We start from the raw sequence: 22,565 nt of genomic DNA, 5'->3' as shown, positions 1-22,565 counted from the left end.
ACCGTTATCAGCATCGCGGAGGAATGCGATTCTCGCGAACCTTTTCCTGCCGCTATGGCGTCGCTGTCACGCCACTATCGCGCCACTATCGCGCCGCTCATTGCGCCGCCGGCGCCGCGCCGCGCGCCGGAGCACGTGCATCGAGCCGCATCGCGAGCCACGTGACGACGAGCGCCGCGAACGTCACCGCGACGGCGACCCACGGCAGCGCATCGAGCGCGAGGCCGTGTTCCAGCGCGAGGCCGCCGAGCCACGCGCCGCCCGCATTGCCGACGTTGAACGCACCGATATTGAGCGTCGACGCGAGATGCGGCGCGCTCGCGGCCTTCTCGACCACGCGCGCCTGCAGCGGCGGCACCGTCGCGAACGCGGCGATCCCCCATACGAATACGGTGACGGCGGCCGCGACCGGCAGGTGGCTCGTCTTCGCGAACACGGCCATCACGGCCATCAGCGCGACGAGGATCGCGATCAGCGACGGCATCAGCGCGCGGTCGGCGAGCTTGCCGCCGAGCGTGTTGCCGATCGTCAGCCCCGCGCCGAACAGCACGAGGATCAGCGCGACCGAGCGCGGCGCGTAGCCCGACACCGTCTCGAGAATCGGCGCGATATACGTGAACACGACGAACACGCCGCCGAAGCCGAGCACGGTCATCAGCAGTGCGAGCCACACCTGCGGCTCCTTCAGCACGCGCACCTCGTGGCCGAGGCCGACCGGCCCGCTGTCGTGGCGGTTCGGCACGAGCGCGGCCACGCCGCCGAGCGCCAGCACGCCGAGCGCCGCGACGATCCAGAACGACGCGCGCCAGCCGAGCAGCTGGCCGACGAACGTGCCGAACGGCACGCCGAGCACGTTCGACAGCGTGAGCCCAGTGAACATCAGCGCGATCGCGCTCGCCCGCTTGTCGGCCGGCACCAGCGACGCGGCGACCACTGCGCCGATCCCGAAGAACGACCCGTGCGCGAACGACGTGACCACGCGCGCGACCATCAGCATCGCGTAGCCGGACGCGGCGGCGCACAGCACGTTGCCGACGATGAAGATCGCCATCAGCAACAGCAGCGCGGCCTTGCGCGGCATGCGGCTCGTCAGCACCGCGAGGAGCGGCGCGCCGACCGCGACGCCGAGCGCGTAACCCGTGACGAGCAGGCCGGCCGACGGCAGCGATACGGCGAGATCACGCGCGACTTCGGGCAACAGGCCCATGATGATGAATTCGGTGGTGCCGATGGCGAAGGCGCTGATCGCGAGCGCCAGTAGCGGAATGGGCATGACGTTCTCCGGAAGGCGGCGGACGCGGCGCCCGGTCGGTGCCGCACCGCACAAGAAGCGGGATGTGCGCGCATTGTCCCGAAGATGCCTATATTTGATAATTGGCGTGGCATTTGAACCATTTTCAAAAAATTCTGGAAAATCGAATGGATCGACTGGGCGACATCCGGCTGTTCGTCGAGGCGGCGGAGCTGGGCAGCCTGTCCGCTGCCGGGCGCAAGCTGAACCTCACGCCGGCCGCCGCGAGCGCGCGCCTCGCGAAGCTCGAGGCAAAGACCGCGACGCGGCTGTTCGAACGTTCGACGCGGCAGTTGCGGCTCACCGACGAGGGCCGGCTGTACCTGAACTGCTGCCGCCAGGCGCTACAGGCGCTCGACGATGCGGATGCGATGCTGCAGGAAGGCCGCAACGTCGTCCGCGGCAAGGTGCGGCTGTCGTCGACGTCCGATTTCGGCCGCAACCAGTTGCTCGACTGGCTGGACGAATTCACGACGCGCCATCCGGACGTCACGTTCGCGCTGACGGCGTCCGATTCGTCGTCGAACCTGTGGCAGGACGAGATCGACCTCGCGATCCGCTTCGCCGCGCCGCCCGACGGCGCGCTGATCGCCCGCCGGCTCGCGACAAACCGGCGCGTGCTGTGCGCGGCGCCGTCGTTCGTCGAGCGCCACGGCGTGCCGGCCGATCCGCACGATCTGGCCCGCTTTCCTTGCAACGTGATCACGATCGCGTCCGGGCCGATGAGCGTCTGGCATTTCACGCGCGGCGACGAGGTGCAGATCCACCGGGTGCCGGTCGCGACCGCATTCGAGTCCAACGACGGCGGCCTCACGCGCGAATGGACGCTGCGCGGCCACGGCATTGCGCTGAAATCGCTGTGGGACATCGCCGACGACGTCCGCGCGGGCCGGTTGCGCGTGCTGCTGCCCGACTGGCGGCACCAGGACGCGCCGCTGCACGCGATCTATCACAGCAAGCGCTACTTGGCGCTGCGCGTGCGCGTGCTGCTCGACTTTCTCGTCGAACGCTTCGCGCGCGAGGAAGCCGCGCTCGACGACCTGCTGAACGCGTGCCGCTGACAGCCGGCGTGCCGCAGCTCAAGGGTCGGAACCCGGCGATCGACGTCGCGCGGCGGCAACCCGTCAGCCGCCCGGGGCAGCGCGAAAAGCTATAATGAAAGGCTTTCCCGACGGCCTTTCATGCTTGAAGCGCGCAACCCGCGTGCAGCGCACGGCCGTCCCGATTCACTCTTGACGACGCCCCCAGGTCAACCACTGCGAACGGCGAATCCCCATGACCAAGAAAGTTTACGTAAAGACCTTCGGCTGCCAGATGAACGAGTACGACTCGGACAAGATGGTGGACGTGCTGAACGCGGCCGAAGGCCTCGAAAAGACCGACACGCCGGAAGACGCGGACATCATCCTGTTCAACACGTGCTCGGTGCGTGAAAAGGCGCAGGAGAAGGTGTTCTCCGATCTCGGCCGCGTGCGCGAGCTGAAGGAAGCGAAGCCCGGCCTGCTGATCGGCGTCGGCGGCTGCGTCGCGAGCCAGGAAGGCGCATCGATCGTATCGCGCGCGCCGTACGTCGACCTCGTGTTCGGCCCGCAGACGCTGCACCGCCTGCCGCAGATGATCGACGCGCGCCGCGAGAGCGGCCGCTCGCAGGTCGACATCTCGTTCCCCGAGATCGAGAAGTTCGACCACCTGCCGCCCGCGCGCGTCGAGGGGCCGAGCGCGTTCGTGTCGATCATGGAAGGCTGCTCGAAGTACTGCAGCTACTGCGTGGTGCCGTACACGCGCGGCGATGAAGTGTCGCGCCCGCTCGACGACGTGCTGACCGAAGTGGCCGGCCTCGCCGACCAGGGCGTGCGCGAAGTCACGCTGCTCGGCCAGAACGTGAACGCGTATCGCGGCGCGCTGACGGCCGGCGCGTCCGAGATCGCCGATTTCGCGACGCTGATCGAATACGTCGCCGACATCCCCGGCATCGAGCGGATCCGCTACACGACGTCGCACCCGAAGGAATTCACGCAGCGCCTGATCGACACCTACGCGAAGGTGCCGAAGCTCGTGAGCCACCTGCACCTGCCGGTGCAGCACGGCTCCGACCGCATCCTGATGGCGATGAAGCGCGGCTACACGGTGCTCGAATACAAGTCGGTGATCCGCAAGCTGCGCGCGATCCGCCCCGACCTGTCGCTGTCGACCGACATGATCGTCGGCTTCCCCGGCGAGACCGAGGAAGATTTCGACAAGATGATGGCGCTCGTGCACGACATGAGCTACGACACGAGCTTCTCGTTCATCTACAGCCCGCGCCCCGGCACGCCGGCCGCGAACCTGCACGACGACACGCCGCGCGAAGTGAAGCTCAAACGCCTGCAACATCTGCAGGCGACCATCGAGGAGAACGTCGCACGCATCAGCCAGTCGATGGTCGGAAAGGTCGAGCGGATCCTCGTCGAGGGCCCGTCGCGCAAGGACCCGAACGAACTCGCGGGCCGTACCGAGAACAACCGGGTCGTGAATTTCCCGGCGCCGCTCGCGTCGCACCCGCGCCTGATCGGCCAGATGATCGACGTGAAGATCAACCATGCGTACCCGCATTCGCTGCGCGGCGAGCTCGTGCTCGTCAGCGGCGAAGCAAGCGCCGCCACGCATTGACCGACTGACGCCCAACAGGAGCCCGACGCCACTTTGAAGCCCGCCCAAGCACTGGAATTCACCGCGCCGCGCGACGACAACGCGCGCCTCGCCAACCTCTGCGGCCCGCTCGACGAAAACCTGCGGCAGATCGAACAGGCGCTCGACGTCACGCTCGCGCGGCGCGGCCACCGGATCACGATCCGCGGGCGCGGCGCCAAGCTCGCGCTCGCCGCGCTCGATAACTTCTACAACCGCGCGCGCGATCCGCTGTCGGTCGACGACATCCAGCTCGCGCTGGTCGAAGTGCGCCACACCGCCGGCAACGGCCGCGAGAACACGCTCGACGTGCGCTTCCGCGGCGACCCCGATCACCCGTTCGACGAGCCCGTCGTGCAGCTCGACGACGAGACGCTCGAAGATCAGGGGCCGAAGCTCTATACGCGGCGCGCCGACCTGCGCGGCCGCACGCCCGCGCAGCGCGAATACCTGAAGCAGATCCTGTCGCACGACGTCACGCTCGGCATCGGGCCGGCCGGCACCGGCAAGACCTACCTCGCGGTCGCGTGCGCGGTCGACGCGCTCGAGCGCGACCAGGTCAAGCGGATCGTGCTGACGCGCCCGGCCGTCGAGGCCGGCGAGCGGCTCGGCTTCCTGCCGGGCGATCTCGCGCAGAAGGTCGACCCGTACCTGCGTCCGCTGTACGACGCGCTGTACGACCTGCTCGGCTTCGACAAGACCGCGAAGATGTTCGAGCGCCAGATGATCGAGATCGCGCCGCTCGCGTACATGCGCGGCCGCACGCTGAACCACGCGTTCATCATCCTCGACGAGGCGCAGAACACCACGCCCGAGCAGATGAAGATGTTCCTCACGCGGATCGGCTTCGGCTCGAAGGCGGTCGTGACCGGCGACACGAGCCAGGTCGACCTGCCGCGCGGCCACAAGAGCGGCCTCGTCGAGGCGCAGCAGGTGCTGAACGGCGTGCGCGGCATCGCACTCACGCGTTTCACGAGCGCGGACGTCGTGCGCCATCCGCTCGTCGCGCGCATCGTCGAGGCGTACGACGAGTTCCACGCGCAGCATCAGGACAGCTGACCGGCCGGCGGCGCCCGCGCGCCGCCCCGGCCTGCCGGCCCGGCCCGCCAGACGGCGCGCCGGGCTTTTTTTCGCCCGCGCGAATTCGGGTGCGATCGGCCGTTTGGTGTATCCTCATCGCGTTCCAATCGCCGCACGCGTCATGAAATCCTCCCGTTCTCGCAAGTCCGGGCGCGCCCAGTCCGCCGCGCCCGAATCCCCCCGTCTTTCGCTGTTCGATGCGAAGGGCAAGGCCCGCACCGTCAACGCGCAGGGGCTGCGAATCGACTTCCCGGACGGCCGCAGCCTGATGTTCGACCTGTCGGGCAGCTCGGGGGAAGCGGCCGTCGCGATCGTCGCGCAGCACAACGATCCGGCGATGCGCGCGAAGCTCGCGCTGCAGCCCGAGCACTACGACAGCGTGACGCTGCACGTGGGCGCCGAACCCGCGCCGCGCGAAGACGAAACCGAAGACGCGTTGCGCGAGCCTGAACTCGACCTGTCCGTGCAATACGGCGACGAGATCACGAGCGACGTGCGCAAGACGCTGCCCAAGCGCAAGCTGATCGCCGAATGGATCGAGCCGGCGCTGTTCGCCGGCGCGCAGCTCACCGTGCGCTTCGTCGGCGAAAACGAAGGCCGCACGCTGAACGCCGGCTACCGCCACAAGGACTACCCGACCAACGTGCTGACCTTCGCGTACGACGCGGCGCCCGACGGCACCGTGATCGGCGACCTCGTGCTGTGCTGCCCGGTCGTCGAGAAGGAAGCGCACGACCAGGGCAAGCCGCTCACGGCCCACTACGCGCACCTGCTGGTGCACGGCGCGCTGCACGCGCAGGGCTACGACCACGAGACGAGCGACGAGGACGCGGCCGAAATGGAAGCGCTCGAAGTCGACATCCTCGCGAAGCTGGGCTTCCCGAACCCGTACCAGTAAGCCGTTCGCACGATGCGCAACGCCGCGATGCTCCCGCCCGCCTACCCGCCGTCGATCGGCGACGGGCGGCTGCTGACGGAAGACGAGCTCGCGGCGTCGCTCGCGCACACGATGCGCGACTGGGACGGCCGGCAGGACCTCTGGCTGTTCGGTTATGGCTCGCTGATCTGGAACCCGGGGTTGCCGACCGTCGACGCCGTGCGCGGCAAGGTGCACGGCTACCATCGCGGGCTCTACCTGTGGTCGCGCGTGAACCGCGGCACGCCCGAACGTCCGGGCCTCGTGCTCGCGCTCGATCGCGGCGGCTCGTGCTCGGGCATCGCGTTCCGGCTCGCGGGCCCGACCGCGCAGCCGCACCTCGAGACGCTGTGGAAGCGCGAGATGCCGATGGGTTCGTACCGGCCCGCGTGGCTGCCGTGCTCGCTCGAGAACGGCGAACGCGTGAACGCGCTCGCGTTCGTGATGCGCCGCGACGTGCCGACCTATACGGGCAAGCTGTCCGACTCCGTCGTGAAGGAAGTGTTCGGCTGCGCGGCCGGCCGCTACGGCACGACGCTCGACTACGTGAGCCGCACGGTCGACGCGCTGCGCGCGAGCGGCATTCCCGATCGCGCGCTGGAAGGGCTGCTCGCGCGATGCCGGTGACGCAACGCGACGCCCGGTTTGCCGCCACGCGATGCCACACCGCCCGACCGTTCGAACGAGGACACGACCGATGAAACCGTCACACTGGTCGCGCTGCAAGGTCGCCGCGCTGCTCGTCGCCGCGAGCGTCGTGCTGTCCGGCTGCGGAATATTCGGCTGCGGCGGCGCCGCGACCAACGGCGCGGCCGCCGGCGGCTGCTCGACCGGCATGCGGTTCTGATCCACGGCCCGGCGGCGCCCGCGTGCGGCAGAATGCCGCCGTCACCGGCCGCCTCGGCCGGGTGCCTTCCCACGCCGCGCTGCCCCGCCTTTCCCGCACCCGTTTTTTGCCGCTGCTGCGCCGCCGCCCCTTTCTGAGATAGGATGGGCACGAGGACGATGCCGCGCCCGGCGCGGCCGTCCGCGAGCGGGCCCGCGCGCGAGCCGCCCACCCTGGCCGGTCGGCCGGGGTGACACGGTCGCGTCGTGCCCTTGGTGTATCCTTGCCTACTCCGTGACAGCGCGCCCCGGCATGACCCGGGCGCACCACCATGAACGATTCGTATCCCAGTCGTAAGCCAACCGACAAACCGCAAGAAAAGCGCTCGCTCCTCGAGCGCCTGACCGACTTCATCTCGCCCGAGCCCGAATCCCGCGGCGAGCTGCTGGAAATTCTCCAGGACGCGCACGAACGCAACCTGATCGACGCCGATTCGCTGTCGATGATCGAAGGCGTGTTCCAGGTATCCGACCTGTGCGCCCGCGACATCATGGTGCCGCGCGCACAGATGGACGCGATCAACATCGCCGACAAACCCGAAGATTTCATCCCGTTCGTCCTCGAAAAGGCGCACTCGCGCTACCCCGTGTTCGAGGAGAACCGCGACAACGTGATCGGCGTGCTGCTCGCGAAGGATCTGCTGCGCTTCTACGCCGAGGAAGAGTTCGATGTGCGCGGGATGCTGCGCCCGGCCGTGTTCATTCCCGAATCGAAGCGCCTGAACGTGCTGCTGCACGACTTCCGCGTGAACCGCAACCACCTCGCGATCGTCGTCGACGAATACGGCGGCGTCGCGGGCCTGATCACGATCGAGGACGTGCTCGAACAGATCGTCGGCGACATCGAGGACGAATACGACTTCGACGAGGAAGCCGGCAACATCATCGCGGGGCCGGATGGCCGCTACCGCGTGCGCGCGCTCACCGAGATCGAACAGTTCAACGAGACGTTCGGCACCGATTTCCCCGACGACGAAGTCGATACCATCGGCGGCCTGATCACCCATCATTTCGGACGCGTGCCGCACCGCGGCGAGAAGCTGCAGCTCGGCAACCTCGTGTTCGAGATCCAGCGCGGCGATGCGCGCCAGGTTCATGTGCTGCTGGTGCGCCGCAACCCGCTCGCCAGCCGTCGCGCCGAAACCTCGCACGAGGACTGACCGTCCCGCGCCAGCCGCGCCTCCTTCAACCGCTCGCCCACTTCCGCTTCACATGGACGATCCGATCCCGTCCCGCCCGACTGGCGGCCTTCTCGCGCCGGCACCCGGCCGCGCGCTGCCGCGCTGGCACTACCCGGCCGCGCTGCTCGCCGGCGCGGCCAATACGCTCAGCTTCGCACCGACGCCGCACGGCGGCTGGCTGCAGCTCGTCGTATTCGTCTGGTTTTTCGCGCAACTGACGCGCACGTCGAGCTGGCGCGGCGCCGCGCTCACGGGCGGCGCGTTCGGCTTCGGCAACTTCATCAGCGGCGTCTGGTGGCTCTACATCAGCATGCACGTGTACGGCGAGATGGCCGCGCCGCTCGCGGGCGGCGCGCTCGTGCTGTTCTCGCTGTACCTGTCGCTGTACCCGGCGTTCTCGGCCGGGCTGTGGTCGTTCTGCGCGGGCCATGCGTGGCATCGCCGCGCGCCCGACCCGCGGCCGTTCTCGCCGACCTGGCACGGCGCGTTCGCGTTCGCGAGCGCATGGGCCCTCGGCGAATGGCTGCGCGGCACGCTGTTCACCGGCTTTCCGTGGCTCGCGAGCGGCTACCCGCAGGTCGACGGCCCGTTCGCGGGCTTCGCGCCGGTCGTCGGCGTGTACGGGATCGCGTGGGTGCTCGCGCTGTTCGCCGCGCTGGTCGTGCAGGCGCTCGCCGCCGCGCGCCCGTCGCCCGCGCGTGAAAGCAGCGCGGGCGGCAACGCGCGCGTGCGCATCGCCGCGCCGGCCGGCGTCGCCGTCGCGCTCGTCGCGGCCGGCCTCGGGCTGTCGCAGGTCACGTGGACTGTGCCCGCGAACGCGCCGCTCACCGTGCGGCTGCTGCAGGGCAACGTGAAGCAGGACATCAAGTTCGAGCAGGAAGGCATCGACGCGGCGATCAAGATGTACCAGCAGATGATCGTCGAGAAGCCGGCCGACCTGATCGTCACGCCCGAGACCGCGATCGCGGTGATGATCCAGGAATTGCCCGAGCCGTTCGCCGTCGCGATCCGCAAGTTCAGCGACACGACGGGCTCGGCCGTGCTGTTCGGCGCGGTCGGCGCGTCGGTGACCGAGGAAGGCCGCTACGTCGACTATACGAACAGCCTGTACGGCGTGACGCCGAACTCGCGCGACATCTATCACTACGACAAGCACCACCTCGTGCCCTTCGGCGAATTCATCCCGTGGGGCTTCCGGTGGTTCGTCGACCTGATGAAGATGCCGCTCGGCGACTTCGCGCGCGGCGCGCCGGTGCAGAAGCCGTTCCTCGTGCACAACCAGCCCGTGATGGCCGACATCTGCTACGAGGATCTGTTCGGCGAGGAAATCGCCGCAACGATCCGCGACAATCCGCAGCCGCCGGGCGTGCTCGTCAACGTGACGAACCTCGCATGGTTCGGCGACACGATCGCGCTCGACCAGCACCTGCAGATCGCACGGATGCGCTCGCTCGAAACGGGCCGGCCGATGCTGCGCTCGACCAACACCGGCATGACGGCCGCGATCGACGCGCACGGGCGCGTGCTCGGCCAGCTGAAGCCGTTCACGATCGGCTCGCTCGACGTGCGGATCGAAGGCACGAGCGGCTTCACGCCATACGTGACGAGCGGCAACAACATCGTGCTCGCGGTGTCGTTCGTGCTGCTCGCGTTCGGCTTCACGTTCGGGCCGGGGCTGCGCCGGCGCAACGGCCGGAAGAACGGCAACGACCGGCAGGCATGACGCAATAGGGCCTGTTCACGCTAATAACGGGCTTGCGAACGTGCGTTGCCGGCCGTCCCCCAAGGGGACAAGCGACGCACGACGCCGCAATGCAGCCGGCAGCGCACGTTCCCCTGTTTGGAAAAAATCATTCGTGGGGCTGGCCACCAGAAGAGCCGATCGCTGCGCGACGCGGCCCGCGGCCGCAAAGCGGTCGGCCGCTCAGGCCTGGCGGGCCGATCGATCCGATTGTGCCGGCTGCACGGCCAGGTTCCGCAGATCGCGGCTCACTTCCTCCATCACCGGTTCCCACGCGCCGAACGTCCGCTGCCGGTACAGCGTCGCGGTCGGATACCACGGGCTGTCCTGGCGTTCGAGCAGCCACGGCCAGTGCGGATTCACGTCGAGCAGCACCCAGGTGCGCGCACCGAGCGCGCCCGACAGATGCGCGACCGACGTGCACACGGTGATCACGAGATCCAGCGCGCCGATGAACGCGGCCGTATCGTCGAAGCTTTTCAGTTCGGCCGTGAAGTCGTCGATCGCGAAGCCGGCCGCACGCGCCGCCGCGACATCCGCGTTCGCGCCCGGCTGCAGCGAATAAAACGCGACGCCGTCGATCCCGCGGAACGCGTCGGCATAACGCTCGAGCCCGACGCGCCGGAACGGATTGCGCTGGTGGCCCGCACTGCCCGTCCACACGAGCCCGACCTTCAGCCGGCGGTCGCCCGCGAGCCGCGCGCGCCACGCATCGCGCGCATCCGGATCGGCCCGCAGGTACGGCACCGACGACGCGAGCGTCGACGCTTCCATGCCGAGCATCAGCGGCAGGCCGATCAGCGGCACTTCGTAATCGAATGCCGGCAGCGCGTCGACGCCACCGCCCGCACCGAACGCATCCGCGTGCGCACCCAGGCTGCGCTGCATCAGCGTACCCACCTGCGGGAACGTATTCCACGCGAGCCGGCCGCCCTCGCGATGCACGCGCTCGGCGAGCGGCGTGACGAAGCGGCAGAACTGCAGCACGTCGCCGAGCCCCTGCTCGCCCCACACGAGCAGCGTCTTGCCCGCGAGCGGCTCGCCCTGCCAGCGCGGGCCCGGCAGCGCCGGCCGGCGGCCGCGCAGCTCGCCCGCGCCGTCCCAGCGCGCCTCGTGGCCGCGCCAGCCGGCCGCGTGGTTGCCGCGCACGAGCTGGATGATCGCGAGGTTGAAACGGAACGACGCGTCGTCGGGCGCCAGCTCGCACGCGCGCGCCGCGTAACGCTCGGCGTCGTCCCAGCGCTGCGCCTCCTTCATCGCCATCGCGACGTTGTTCATCGCGAGCGCGTTGTCGGGCGCGAGGTCGGCGAGCCGTGCGGCGCATGCGAGCGCGCCGTCGAGGTCGTGCGTCGCGAGCCGCGCGACGACGAGGTTGATCCACGCCTGCACGTCGCGCGAGTCCGCATTCACGGCCGCGTCGAGCAGCGCGATTTCCTCCGTGCGATCACCGCCCGACAACCGCAGCGCGATCGCGAGGTTGTTGCGCAGCGACGGCCAGCCGGCATCGGCGGCGAGCGCCGCGCGGTACGGCGCGACCGCGTCCGCGTGACGGCCGGCCATCTGCAGCGTATAGCCGTGATTGAAGTGCGCGGCCGCACCCGGCCGCACGCGCGCCGCGCATTCGGCAAGCGCGAGCGCGTCGGCCGTGCGCTGCCGCGCGACGAGCGCCGCCGTGAGTTGCGCGAGCGCATCGGCGTCGACCGCATGCAGATGGGCGGCGGCGGCGAGCCACAGATCGTGCGCGGCGCGCTCGCCGCGCGCCTGCGCATCGGCGGCCCGCCCGAGCAGCGCGAGGAACGGCGGAAGCAGCGGAATGAGGATGTCGTTCGGGTCGTCCATGCGATCGGAACCTGCAAGCGGTGACGCGGCACGCGTCGCGCGAGCCGCAATACGCGCATCTTAACGCCCGCGCGAAGCGTCGCGGCACGCGCGTCGCGCCGGGCCGTATGCGCCTGCGCGGAGCGCACGGGGCCACGCTCGCACAGGCCGCAGGAAGCGGGCCGGCGGCGCCCTTGCCTGTGTTCCGGCCGCATCCGGTCGCCGATCCGGTAAAATTACGCGTTTCAGCACACTAACAAGCCGCGCCGCCGCGCGAGCCGACCCTCGGGGCCCCGCCCGGAGCACGGCCCGCAACGGAGCGCCAGCGCCACGAAGGCTCTTCATGCTTACGTTTCAGCAAATCATCCTGACGCTGCAGTCCTACTGGGACAAGCAGGGTTGCGCCCTGCTCCAGCCCATCGACATGGAAGTCGGCGCGGGCACGTCGCACGTCCACACGTTCCTGCGCGCGGTCGGCCCCGAGCCGTGGCGCGCCGCGTACGTGCAGCCGTCGCGCCGCCCGAAGGACGGCCGCTACGGCGAGAACCCGAACCGCCTGCAGCACTACTACCAGTACCAGGTCGTGCTCAAGCCGGCGCCGGAGAACATCCTCGACCTGTACCTCGGCTCGCTCGAAGCGCTCGGCTTCGACCTGCAGCAGAACGACGTGCGCTTCGTCGAGGACGACTGGGAAAACCCGACGCTCGGCGCATGGGGCCTCGGCTGGGAAGTGTGGCTGAACGGGATGGAAGTCACGCAGTTCACGTATTTCCAGGAGGTCGGCGGCCTCGAATGCAAGCCCGTGCTCGGCGAGATCACGTACGGCCTCGAGCGCCTCGCGATGTACCTGCAGAAGGTCGAGAACGTGTACGACCTCGTGTGGACCGAGTGGGAAGAGCAAGGCCCGAACGGCCTCGAGCTGCGCCGCCTGTCGTATGGCGACGTCTACCACCAGAACGAGGTCGAGCAGTCGACCTACAACTTCGAGCACGCGAACGTCGACCTGCTGTTCACGTTCTTCAACAGCTACGAAGCGGAAGCGAAGAAGATGATCGACGCGCAGCTCGCGCTGCCCGCGTACGAGCTCGTGCTGAAGGCCGGCCACACGTTCAACCTGCTCGATGCCCGCGGCGCGATCTCGGTGACCGAGCGCGCGGCGTACATCGGCCGCATCCGCGCGCTGTCGCGTCTCGTCGCGCAGGCTTATTACGACTCGCGCGAGAAGCTCGGCTTCCCGATGCTCGGCAACCCGCCGGGCGTGCCGGGCCTCACCACCGACGCCCAGGACGCCGCGCAGCCGGCATGGGTGCCGCCGCTCAAGGTCGAACGCAAGATCGACCAAGACTGACGAGACGAGATTTCTTCCAAACATGACGCACAATCATCCCGCTCCCCTGCTCGTCGAACTGCTGACCGAAGAGTTGCCGCCGAATGCCCTCGCGCGCCTCGGCGACGCATTCGCCGAAGGTCTCGCGCAACGCCTCGCGGCGCGCGACCTCGTCGAAGGCGAACTCGTGTTCGAACGCTACGCCACGCCGCGCCGCCTTGCCGTCGTCGTGCAGAACGTGCGCGCCGTCGCGCCTGAAAAACAGGTCCGCGAAAAGGTCCTGCCCGTGTCGGTCGCGCTCGACGCCGAAGGCAAGCCGACGGCCCCGCTCGCGAAGAAGCTCGCGGCGCTCGGCCACCCGAACCTGTCGATCGCCGATCTCGAGCGCGCGCAGGACGGCAAGGCCGAAGCGCTCTTCGTCAACTATTCGGCAGCCGGCGCGACGCTCGCCGACGGCCTGCAGGCCGCGCTCGACGAAACGCTCGCGAAGCTGCCGATCCCGAAGTTCATGACCTATCAGCGCCCGGACGGCACCGATGTGAAGTTCGTGCGCCCCGTGCATCGCCTGACGGTGCTGCACGACGATCGCATCGTGCCCGTCACCGCGTTCGGCATCGACGCAGGCGACACCACGCTCGGCCACCGCTTCCTGTCCGACGGCCTCGTCGCGATCCAGCATGCGCGCGCCTACGCCGACACGCTGCGCGACAAGGGCCGCGTGATCGCGCACTTCGCCGACCGCCGCGAAACGATCCGCACGCAACTGAACGAGCACGCGAACGGCGACACGGTCGTGATGCCCGAATCGCTGCTCGACGAAGTGACGTCGCTGGTCGAATGGCCGGTCGTCTACCCGTGCCGCTTCGAGGACGAATTCCTGCAGGTGCCGCAGGAATGCCTGATCCTCACGATGCAGACGAACCAGAAGTATTTCGCGCTGACCGACGTCGGCGGCAAGCTGCGCTCGCGCTTCCTGATCGTGTCGAACATCGAGACCAAGACGCCGGGCGAGATCATCGAAGGCAACGAGCGCGTCGTGCGCCCGCGCCTCGCCGATGCGAAGTTCTTCTTCGAGCAGGACAAGAAGAAGCCGCTCGCCGACCGCGTGCCGCTGCTCGCGAACGTCGTCTATCACAACAAGCTCGGCTCGGCGCTCGCGCGCGTCGAGCGCCTCGAGGCGCTGGCCGGCGAGATCGCGCCCGCGATCGGCGCCGACGCCGCGCACGCGAAGCGCGCCGCGCGCCTCGCGAAGGCCGACCTGCTGACCGACATGGTCGGCGAATTCCCGGAACTGCAGGGCACGATGGGCACGTACTATGCGCGCCACGACGGCGAAGCCGACGACGTCGCGCTCGCGTGCGCCGAGCACTACCAGCCGCGCTTCTCCGGCGACGCGCTGCCGACCACGCCCGTATCGACCGCCGTCGCGCTCGCCGACAAGCTCGAGACGATCGTCGGCATCTGGGGCATCGGCCTCGCGCCGACCGGCGAGAAGGATCCGTTCGCGCTGCGCCGCCACGCGCTCGGCGTGCTGCGCCTGCTGCTCGAGAAGCAGTTGCCGCTCGATCTCGTGTCGCTGCTGCGCACGGCCCACGCGCGCTTCGAAGGCGTGCCGGGCGTCGCCGAATCGACCGATGCAATCTTCGCGTTCTTCATGGATCGCCTGCGCGGCCTGCTGCGCGAGCGCGGCTATTCGGCCGGCGAGGTCGACGCGGTGCTGAGCCTGAACCCGACGCGCGTCGACGATCTCGTCGCGCGCCTCGACGCGGTGCGCGAATTCACGCACCTCGTGGAAGCCGAAGCGCTCGCGGCCGCGAACAAGCGGATCTCGAACATCCTGAAGAAGTCGGAAGGCGGCGCGAACGGCGCGGTGCAGCCGGCGCTGCTCGTCGAAGCTGCCGAGAAGGCGCTGCACGAACAGCTCGCGGCCGTGACGCCGCACGTGCAGTCGCAGCTCGAGGCGCATGCGTACACGGGCGCGCTGTCGGCGCTCGCCGCGCTGCGCGCGCCGGTCGACACGTTCTTCAACGACGTGATGGTCAACGCGGAAGATCCCGCGCTGCGAGCGAACCGCCTCGCACTGCTGTCGGCGCTGCACCAGCAGATGAACTGCGTCGCCGACATCTCGAAGCTCGCCGCATAAGGGCCGCACGATGCCGACCAGCCCCAACCGAAAGCTCGTCGTCCTCGACCGGGACGGCGTGATCAACGTCGATTCGGATGCGTTCATCAAGACGCCCGACGAATGGATCGCGCTGCCCGGCAGCCTCGAGGCGATCGCCCGGCTCAACCACGCGGGCTATCGCGTGGTCGTCGCGACCAACCAGTCCGGCATCGGTCGCGGGCTGTTCGACATGGCCGCGCTCAACGAGATGCACCTGAAGATGCATCGCGCGGCGGCCGCGGTCGGCGCGCGCATCGACGCGGTGTTCTTCTGCCCGCATACGGCCGAGGATCACTGCGACTGCCGCAAGCCGAAGCCCGGCATGATGCAGATGATCGCCGAGCGCTTCGAGATCGATCCCGATCACACGCCGGCCGTCGGCGATTCGCTGCGCGACCTGCAGGCCGGTGTCGCGGTCGGCTTCCAGCCGCACCTCGTGCTGACCGGCAAGGGCAAGAAGACGCTCGCTGCCGGCAATTTGCCACCCGGCACGAAGGTCCACGACGACCTGCGCGCATTTGCGCTCGATTTCCTTTCACACGAACACGAGTGATGCGGCTGCCGCGCGCATCCTCCCTAATGCCAGACTCACGCCGATGCGCTTCGTCCGCTCCCTGCTGCTGCTGATCTACTTCATCCTGTACACGGTGCCGTACGCCACCGCGTGCTTCATCGCGTTCCCGTTCATGCGCCCCGACGCGCGCTACTGGATGGCGGCCGGCTGGTGCAAGTCGACGCTGTGGGTCGTGCGCTGGCTGAACGGCATCCGCTACCGGATCGAAGGGATGGACAACCTGCCCGACGGCCCGGCCGTGCTGCTGTCGAAGCACCAGTCCGCGTGGGAGACGCTCGCGTTTCCGGCGCTGATGCCGAAGCCGCTCTGCTACGTGTTCAAGCGCGAGCTGCTGTACGTGCCGTTCTTCGGCTGGGCGCTCGGGCTGCTGCACATGGTCAACATCAACCGCAAGGAAGGCAAGAACGCGTTCAACTCGGTGATCCGCCAGGGCAAGAAGCGGCTGTCGGAAGGCGCATGGATGATCATGTTCCCCGAAGGCACGCGCACGCCGGTCGGCAAGCAGGGCAAGTACAAGACGGGCGGCGCGCGCTTCGCGATCGAAACCGGCACGCCGGTCGTGCCGATCGCGCACAATGCAGGGCGGGTATGGCCGCGCAACTCATTCATGAAATTCCCGGGCGTCGTCACCGTGTCGATCGGCAAGCCGATCCCCGTCGACGGGCTGACGCCCGATGCATTGAACTCGCAGGTCGAAGCATGGATCGAAGCGGAAATGCGCCGCATCGATCCCGATTCGTATCGTCAGGCGGGCAATGCCGGCACGCGCGATGCCGCGCGTGTCTGAATCCCGCAGATTGCAGCCGTTGCGTACGTCAAAAAGAAGCGAACTGATGAAACAGCGTCCGCGGCCACGGCCAGCCGTCGTGGCTCTCGATCATCGCCAGATGGATCTGCCGCTCTTCGACGGGCCGGCCGCCGCACCGTCGGCGCCCGCCACGCCGCCGGCGCCGCCTGAAGCGGCGCCCGCCGCACCGCTCGATCCGGGCCCGGCGCCCGACCGCTCGCGCGTGCGCACGTTCGCACTCGACAGCCGCGTGCTCGAATACCGCCTCAAGCGCTCGGCGCGTCGCACGATCGGCTTCACGATCGACGGCAGCGGGTTGTCGATCACCGCGCCGCGCTGGGTCACGCTCACCGACATCGAGGCCGCGATCTCCGAGAAACAACGCTGGATCTTCGCGAAGCTCGCCGAGTGGAAGACGCGCACCGAGCAGCGCGCGCTGCCGCAGATCGACTGGCGCGACGGCGCGCAGCTTCCATATCTCGGCAAGACGGTGACGATCGCGCTCGGCGCGGGCGCCGTCGGGTTCGACGCCGATGCGCTGCGGCTCTCGTTGCCGCTGCCCGCGCAGGCCGACATGCAGCAGATCAAGGATCGCGTGCAGGGCTGGCTGCAGGGCGAGGCGAAGCGGATCTTCGGCGAACGCCTCGCGGTCTACGCGGAAAAGCTCGGCGTCACCTATTCGATGTACGCGCTGTCGTCGGCCGCGACGCGCTGGGGCAGTTGCTCGAGCGACGGCAAGATCCGCCTGAACTGGCGGCTGATCCATTTCCCGATGTCGATCGTCGACTACGTGGTCGCGCACGAACTGTCGCACCTGCGCGAGATGAACCACAGCCCCGCCTTCTGGCAGACCGTCGAATCGATCTTCCCCGAGTTCCGCGAAGCGCGGCACACGCTCAAGCATCACCCGCCCGAGCTGCTGCCGTCGCTGTAACGCGCGCAGTCTTCGTTTGAAAACGCAAACGGGCGATGCGGGACACCCCGCACCGCCCGTTCGCTCCGCCGCCGCGCGCATCGCGCGCCGCGGCCCCCGTTCATCCTGCGCTCAGTGCGCCTTCTTCTGGATGAACTCGATCTTGTAGCCGTCCGGATCCTCGACGAAGGCGATCACGGTCGTGCCGTGCTTCATCGGCCCGGCTTCGCGCGTGACCTTGCCGCCTTGCGCCTTGATCTTCTCGCACGCCGCGTAGGCATCCTCCACCGCCACCGCCAGGTGGCCAAAGCCGTTGCCGAGATCGTAGGACGGCGTGTCCCAGTTGTGGGTCAGCTCGATCACGGTGCCCGTGCTTTCGTCTTCGTAGCCGACGAACGCGAGCGTGAACTTGCCTTCCGGATAATCGTCGCGACGCAGCAGCTTCATGCCGAGCAATTCGGTGTAGAACTTGATCGAGCGGTCGAGATCGCCGACTCGCAGCATCGTATGCAGCAAACGCATGTCGTGTACTCCTGTGGGGACTTTCCAGAACCGGAAACTCTACCAGAGTCGGGTGAAACTCGTCGGGGACGCCTAGTCGGGGACACCTGGTCGGCGGCACCAAGCTGGGGACGCCCTGCCTGGGCGGCCGATACAAGGCGTCGATCCGATACGCGAGCACGGGTACACCGGCAGAACCGGCCGCACACTCGACGCGCCCCCTTCAGGCCGGCCGATCGGGTAACATCCTTCCACCTCGCACCAAAATCGGGCATGCGGCCCGCCGCCCGAACGCGACCACTCTCCCAACCAGCCATACTGCCGTGCGAAACCGCCGATTCGAGCGCGCCGAACGCGCCGCCCCCCCGATCTCGCTGCTGCTGCCGTATCGAATCAACGAGGCGCGCCGATGACCACGCTTGCCGCCACGCCCATGCGCCGCGCGCTCGACATGCGCGCAGTCGGCCTGATGCTGTTGCTGTGCGCGATCTGGGGCTTCCAGCAGGTCGCGATCAAGAGCACGAACGCCGCCATCGCACCGATGTTCCAGGCCGGGCTGCGCTCGGTGATCGCCGCGCTGCTGCTGTGGGGCTGGGCCCGCGCGCGCGGCACACCGCTGTTCCGCGCGGACGGCACGTTCGGCGCGGGCCTTGCGGCCGGTGCGCTGTTCGCCGGCGAATTCGTCTGCGTGTTCTTCGGGCTGACGCTGACGAGCGCGTCGCACATGGCGATCTTCCTGTACACGGCACCCTGCTTCACCGCGCTCGGCCTGCACCTGTTCGCGCCGGGCGAACGGCTGCAGCGCGTGCAGTGGGCCGGCGTCGGCCTCGCGTTTGCCGGCATCACGCTCGCGTTCGCGGACGGCTTCCTGAAACCGCGCGCGCCGGGCGCCTCCGCGCTGGCGGGGCTGGCCGGCGACGCGCTCGGCATACTCGGCGGCGCGATGTGGGCCGCGACGACGGTCGTCGTGCGCTCGACGGCGCTCGCGCGCGCAAGTGCGAGCAAGACGCTGTTCTACCAGCTCGCGGTGTCGGCGGTCGTGCTGGTCGCGCTCGCCGCGCTGTTCGGGCAGGTGTCGTTCGCGCACGTCACGCCGATCGCGGTGGCGAGCCTCGCGTACCAGTCGGTGATCGTCGCGTTCGTCAGCTACCTGTCGTGGTTCTGGCTGCTGACGCGCTACAGCGCGTCGCGGTTGTCGGTATTCACGTTCCTGTCGCCGCTGTTCGGCGTCGCGTTCGGCGTGCTGCTGCTCGGCGAATCGGTCGGCTGGCGCTTCATGTCCGCGGCCGCGCTCGTGCTGACCGGAATCGCGCTCGTCAACACGCCGCCGCGCAGGCGGGTGTGACGGCGAGCGGCAGGCGGCAGCCGCACATGCGAAGAAAGGCACAAGCACAACAAAAAAGCTGCCCCGCGGGGCAGCCTCATCGCGACATCCGTTGGTCCGGCCCGCGCCACGCGCGTTACCCGGCCTTGCGCACCGCCGCGAGCGTCTGCGCGACACCAACGTATTCGGCCACGCTCACGTCCTCCGCACGGCGCGCGAGATCGAAGCCGAGCGCATCGAAATCGATCGTCTCGCGATAGTCGCCGAGCGTATTGCGCAGCATCTTGCGGCGCTGCGAGAACGCGGCGGTGACGATTTCGCCGAGCAGCACCGGATCGACGTCCGGCAGTTCATGCGGCTCGTACGGAATCATCCGGACGATCGCCGAATCGACCTTCGGCGGCGGCTGGAACGATTCCGGCGGCACGTCGAGCATCTTTTCCATCACGTAGCGGTATTGCAGCATCACCGACAGCCGCGAAAACGCCTTCGTACCCGGCTCCGCGACCATCCGCTCGACGACTTCGTTCTGCAGCATGAAATGCTGGTCGATGACCACGTCGGCGAACGTCATCAGGTGAAACAGCAGCGGGCTGGAAATGTTGTACGGCAGGTTGCCGACGATCCGCAGCGACGGCTTGTCGCCGGGCGCCGCGAGCGAACCGAAGTCGAACGCGAGCGCGTCGCCCGCGTGCAGTTCGAGCAGCGCGCCGAAGCGCTGTTGCAGGCGCCCGATCAGGTCGCGGTCGAGCTCGACCGCGTGCAGCGGCGACTCGGGCGTCGCGAGACGCTCGATCAGCGGCCCGGTCAGCGCGCCGAGCCCGGGGCCGATCTCGACCATGCGCTGGCCGCGCGCGGGACCGATCGTCGACACGATCGAATCGATCACGCCGTGATCGACGAGGAAGTTCTGCCCGAAGCGCTTGCGCGCGAAGTGGCCTTGGTGCTGTCTGCTGTTCGACATCGACTCAGTAAAACGAAAAATACGACGAATGGGGTGAGGTCGGGCCGCGTCAGACGGCCCGGCGATGGCGCGCCATCGTGACAGCCGTATCGAGCGCGGCGACCATGCTGCCCGGATCCGCGCGGCCCGTGCCGGCCAGATCGAGTGCGGTGCCGTGATCGACCGACGTGCGGATGATCGGCAGCCCGAGCGTCACGTTGATGCCCTCGCCGAACGTCGCATACTTCAGCACGGGCAACCCCTGGTCATGGAACATCGCGAGCACGCAATCGGCATCGGCCAGATGGCGCGGCTGGAACAGCGTGTCGGCCGGATACGGGCCGCGCGCGTCGATACCCTGCGCGTTCGCGCGGGCCAGCGCCGGCGAGATCACGTCGATCTCCTCGCGGCCGAGATAACCGTTCTCGCCCGCGTGCGGGTTCAGGCCCGTCACGAGGATGCGCGGCGCGGCGAGACCGAAGTCGCGCCGCAGGTCGCGATCGACGATCGCGAGCGTCTCGACGAGCCCGTCGATCGTCAGCGCGGCCGACACGTCCTTCAGCGGCAGGTGCGTGGTCGCGAGCGCGACGCGCAGCGGCTTGGCGCCGGTGCCCGCCAGCATCATCACGACACGCGGCGTATGCGTGCGCTCGGCCAGGTATTCGGTATGGCCGGTGAACGGCACGCCCGCATCGTTGATCGTGCTCTTCTGCAGCGGCGCGGTAACGATCGCGTCGTACCGGCCTGCCAGCGCGCCGTCGATCGCCGCGTCGAGCAAGTCGAGCACGTACCGGCCGTTCGCCGCGTCCAGCTTGCCCGCCTGCACCGGAGCGGCGAGCGCGTGATGCGCGACCGACACCTGCTCGCCTGCGAGCGTTGCCGGGTTCGCGCCGACCGCCGCCGCGCGCGCGTCGAGCAGCGCCGCATCGCCGAGCACGGTGAAATGCGCATCGGGCCAGCGCTGCGCGGCATCACGCAGCGCCTGCACGGTCAGCTCCGGGCCGACGCCCGCGGGTTCGCCGGTCGTGATCGCGATCTGCAGCGCGGGCGTGGTCATGTAAAGCTCGTTCAGTTCGCCGGGCCGACGCCGCCGATCTTGAACTGCACGTACGACGAGTCGCGCAACTCGCGCAGCCAGTCGGCATATGCCTGCTCGGCCTTGCGCTGGCCGATTGCCTGACGCGCGATGTCCATCTGCTGCTGCACCGAGCCTTCCGCCTCGCGGCGGTTCAGCACCTGGATCAGGTGGTAGCCGTACTCGGTACGAATCGGCTGGCTGATCTGGCCGTCCTGCAGGTTGTTCATCGCACGCTCGAATTCCGGCACGGTTTCGCCCGGGCTGATCCAGCCGAGATCGCCGCCTTGCGACGCCGAACCGTCCTGCGAGTAGGTGCGCGCGAACTTCGCGAAATCGCCGCCGGCCTCGACCTGGTTGCGGATGTCGGCCAGTTGCTGGCGCGCCTGGCCTTCCGACTTGCCTTCACCCACGCGCAGCAGGATGTGGCGCACGTGCGTCTGGACGATCTTCGGCGCCGCGGCGGAAGCGCCCTGGCTCTGGCGGCGCTCGACGAGGCGCACGATCTCGAAGCCGTCCGGCACGCGGATCAGCGTCGGGTTGACCTGGCCCGGGCGCAGCTTCGATGCGGCGTCGACGACTTCGGCCGGCAGCGCGCTCGGTGCCTTGAAGCCGAGGTCGCCGCCCTTCTTCGCGTCGTTCGCTTCGGAGTTGTTCTTCGCGAGCCGCTCGAAATCGGCGCCCGACTTCGCTTGCTGCAGCAGCGCGTCGGCCTTCTTCTGCGCGGCTTCGATGTCGGCCTGCGGCGCGTTGGTCGGCGCCTTGATGAAGATGTGCTGGAAACGCAGGTCCTGCTGCTGCGCCGCGTTCGGCCCGCGCTGGCTCGCGATGTAGTTCGCGACTTCGGCGTCCGACACGGTGATCTTGCCGTCGACTTCGCGCTCGCGCAGCTTCGACAGCATCAGCTCGGTACGCGCATCGCTCGTGAAGATGCTCCAGGGCACGCCTTGCGACTCCAGACGCGCGCGGTACTGTTCGAGCGTCATCCCGTTCGCTTGCGCGAGACGCTGCAGCGTCGACTGCACGGTCGCGTCGTCGATGCGGATCCCGTCGTCCTTGGCCTTCTGCACCTGGATCCGCTCGAGCACCATCTGGTTCAGCACCTGCGCGCGCAACTGGTCGGCCGACGGCACCGGCGCGTTCTGCTGCTGCAGCCGGCGCGCGATCAGGCCGACGCGCTGGTCGAGTTCGCGGCCCGTGATCACGTCGTTGTTGACGACCGCGACGACTTCGTCGGCGAGTTGCGCACCGCGCGAACCGAGCGCCTGCGCCGCGGCCGGCGCGGCGGCGAGCAGCGCGGCGGACGCGGCGAGGCTGGACACGACTGCCGCGAAACGAAGGGTTTTCTTCATTGCCACTGATACTCCATTGAAATCGT

The 22,565-nt window shown here is 68.6% G+C and carries 20 protein-coding genes; 14 read left to right on the top strand and 6 right to left on the bottom strand.

The genetic code is table 11. The features are described from left to right. Window positions 1-97: 97 nt before the first annotated feature. Complete coding sequence (locus tag GD429_RS24590; RefSeq protein ID WP_152860726.1) at window positions 98-1,273, bottom strand: MFS transporter; 1,176 nt, start codon at window positions 1,271-1,273, stop codon at window positions 98-100. Window positions 1,274-1,419: 146 nt separating this feature from the next. On the opposite strand from GD429_RS24590, the gene GD429_RS24585 reads away from it, so the two are divergent. From GD429_RS24585 to lnt, 8 genes are all read left to right on the top strand, one after another. Further along, a complete protein-coding gene (locus tag GD429_RS24585; RefSeq protein ID WP_152860724.1) occupies window positions 1,420-2,352 on the top strand; it encodes a LysR family transcriptional regulator in 933 nt (310 codons plus the stop codon). A gap of 214 nt (window positions 2,353-2,566) precedes the next feature. Further along, entirely contained in the window at window positions 2,567-3,940 is a 1,374-nt protein-coding gene (gene miaB / locus GD429_RS24580) for a tRNA (N6-isopentenyl adenosine(37)-C2)-methylthiotransferase MiaB (protein ID WP_152860722.1), read from the top strand. A gap of 33 nt (window positions 3,941-3,973) precedes the next feature. Beyond that, complete coding sequence (locus tag GD429_RS24575; protein ID WP_152860720.1) at window positions 3,974-5,017, top strand: PhoH family protein; 1,044 nt, start codon at window positions 3,974-3,976, stop codon at window positions 5,015-5,017. A gap of 142 nt (window positions 5,018-5,159) precedes the next feature. After that, entirely contained in the window at window positions 5,160-5,936 is a 777-nt protein-coding gene (gene ybeY, locus GD429_RS24570) for an rRNA maturation RNase YbeY (protein WP_152860718.1), read from the top strand. A 12-nt stretch (window positions 5,937-5,948) separates the two neighbouring features. Continuing rightward, window positions 5,949-6,581 (top strand): gamma-glutamylcyclotransferase, encoded by a 633-nt coding sequence (locus tag GD429_RS24565; RefSeq protein ID WP_152860716.1) that lies wholly within the window; start codon window positions 5,949-5,951, stop codon window positions 6,579-6,581. A gap of 70 nt (window positions 6,582-6,651) precedes the next feature. Further along, complete coding sequence (locus GD429_RS40600; protein WP_193727182.1) at window positions 6,652-6,801, top strand: hypothetical protein; 150 nt, start codon at window positions 6,652-6,654, stop codon at window positions 6,799-6,801. Window positions 6,802-7,111: 310 nt separating this feature from the next. Continuing rightward, window positions 7,112-7,999, top strand: coding sequence for an HlyC/CorC family transporter (locus GD429_RS24560; protein ID WP_152860714.1), 888 nt, complete (start codon window positions 7,112-7,114; stop codon window positions 7,997-7,999). 52 nt (window positions 8,000-8,051) lie between these two features. After that, window positions 8,052-9,743, top strand: a complete 1,692-nt coding sequence (gene lnt / locus GD429_RS24555) for an apolipoprotein N-acyltransferase (RefSeq protein ID WP_152860712.1) — start codon at window positions 8,052-8,054, stop codon at window positions 9,741-9,743. A gap of 201 nt (window positions 9,744-9,944) precedes the next feature. On the opposite strand, the gene GD429_RS24550 is transcribed toward lnt, so the two are convergent. Beyond that, window positions 9,945-11,600 (bottom strand): hypothetical protein, encoded by a 1,656-nt coding sequence (locus GD429_RS24550; RefSeq protein WP_152860710.1) that lies wholly within the window; start codon window positions 11,598-11,600, stop codon window positions 9,945-9,947. A gap of 322 nt (window positions 11,601-11,922) precedes the next feature. Between GD429_RS24550 and glyQ the strand changes: the two genes are divergently transcribed. Genes glyQ through GD429_RS24525 form a run of 5 tightly spaced genes read left to right on the top strand, consistent with a single transcriptional unit; the run spans window position 11,923 to window position 17,365 of the window. After that, entirely contained in the window at window positions 11,923-12,927 is a 1,005-nt protein-coding gene (gene glyQ, locus GD429_RS24545) for a glycine--tRNA ligase subunit alpha (RefSeq protein ID WP_152860708.1), read from the top strand. 22 nt (window positions 12,928-12,949) lie between these two features. Then, window positions 12,950-15,049 (top strand): glycine--tRNA ligase subunit beta, encoded by a 2,100-nt coding sequence (glyS, locus tag GD429_RS24540; RefSeq protein ID WP_152860706.1) that lies wholly within the window; start codon window positions 12,950-12,952, stop codon window positions 15,047-15,049. A 10-nt stretch (window positions 15,050-15,059) separates the two neighbouring features. Next, complete coding sequence (gmhB, locus tag GD429_RS24535; RefSeq protein WP_152860704.1) at window positions 15,060-15,623, top strand: D-glycero-beta-D-manno-heptose 1,7-bisphosphate 7-phosphatase; 564 nt, start codon at window positions 15,060-15,062, stop codon at window positions 15,621-15,623. A gap of 43 nt (window positions 15,624-15,666) precedes the next feature. Continuing rightward, window positions 15,667-16,431 carry a lysophospholipid acyltransferase family protein gene (locus GD429_RS24530; RefSeq protein ID WP_152860702.1) on the top strand — a complete coding sequence of 255 codons (765 nt, stop codon included), beginning with the start codon at window positions 15,667-15,669 and terminating at the stop codon, window positions 16,429-16,431. 46 nt (window positions 16,432-16,477) lie between these two features. Next, complete coding sequence (locus GD429_RS24525) at window positions 16,478-17,365, top strand: M48 family metallopeptidase (protein WP_152860700.1); 888 nt, start codon at window positions 16,478-16,480, stop codon at window positions 17,363-17,365. A 111-nt stretch (window positions 17,366-17,476) separates the two neighbouring features. Here GD429_RS24525 and gloA read toward each other — a convergent pair whose 3' ends face one another. Beyond that, entirely contained in the window at window positions 17,477-17,866 is a 390-nt protein-coding gene (gene gloA / locus GD429_RS24520; RefSeq protein WP_152860698.1) for a lactoylglutathione lyase, read from the bottom strand. A gap of 388 nt (window positions 17,867-18,254) precedes the next feature. Between gloA and GD429_RS24515 the strand changes: the two genes are divergently transcribed. Continuing rightward, window positions 18,255-19,190, top strand: a complete 936-nt coding sequence (locus tag GD429_RS24515) for a DMT family transporter (protein WP_152860696.1) — start codon at window positions 18,255-18,257, stop codon at window positions 19,188-19,190. A 115-nt stretch (window positions 19,191-19,305) separates the two neighbouring features. Here GD429_RS24515 and rsmA read toward each other — a convergent pair whose 3' ends face one another. The 3 genes from rsmA to GD429_RS24500 are packed head-to-tail and all read right to left on the bottom strand — an operon-like array spanning window position 19,306 to window position 22,539. Next, the gene (gene rsmA, locus GD429_RS24510) at window positions 19,306-20,133 is read right to left on the bottom strand and encodes a 16S rRNA (adenine(1518)-N(6)/adenine(1519)-N(6))-dimethyltransferase RsmA (RefSeq protein ID WP_152860694.1); all 828 of its coding nucleotides are present in this window, start codon (window positions 20,131-20,133) and stop codon (window positions 19,306-19,308) included. Between the two features lie 49 nt (window positions 20,134-20,182). Next, window positions 20,183-21,169, bottom strand: coding sequence for a 4-hydroxythreonine-4-phosphate dehydrogenase PdxA (pdxA, locus tag GD429_RS24505; protein WP_152860692.1), 987 nt, complete (start codon window positions 21,167-21,169; stop codon window positions 20,183-20,185). A gap of 11 nt (window positions 21,170-21,180) precedes the next feature. Beyond that, entirely contained in the window at window positions 21,181-22,539 is a 1,359-nt protein-coding gene (locus GD429_RS24500) for a peptidylprolyl isomerase (protein ID WP_152860690.1), read from the bottom strand. Window positions 22,540-22,565 lie beyond the last annotated feature (26 nt).

The sequence above is a fragment of the Burkholderia sp. BE17 genome, from assembly GCF_009362305.1.
Lineage (GTDB): Bacteria > Pseudomonadota > Gammaproteobacteria > Burkholderiales > Burkholderiaceae > Burkholderia > Burkholderia pyrrocinia_C.
The sequence above is the reverse complement of the archived record's forward strand: the minus strand, read 5'-3'. Positions and strand labels throughout refer to the sequence as shown.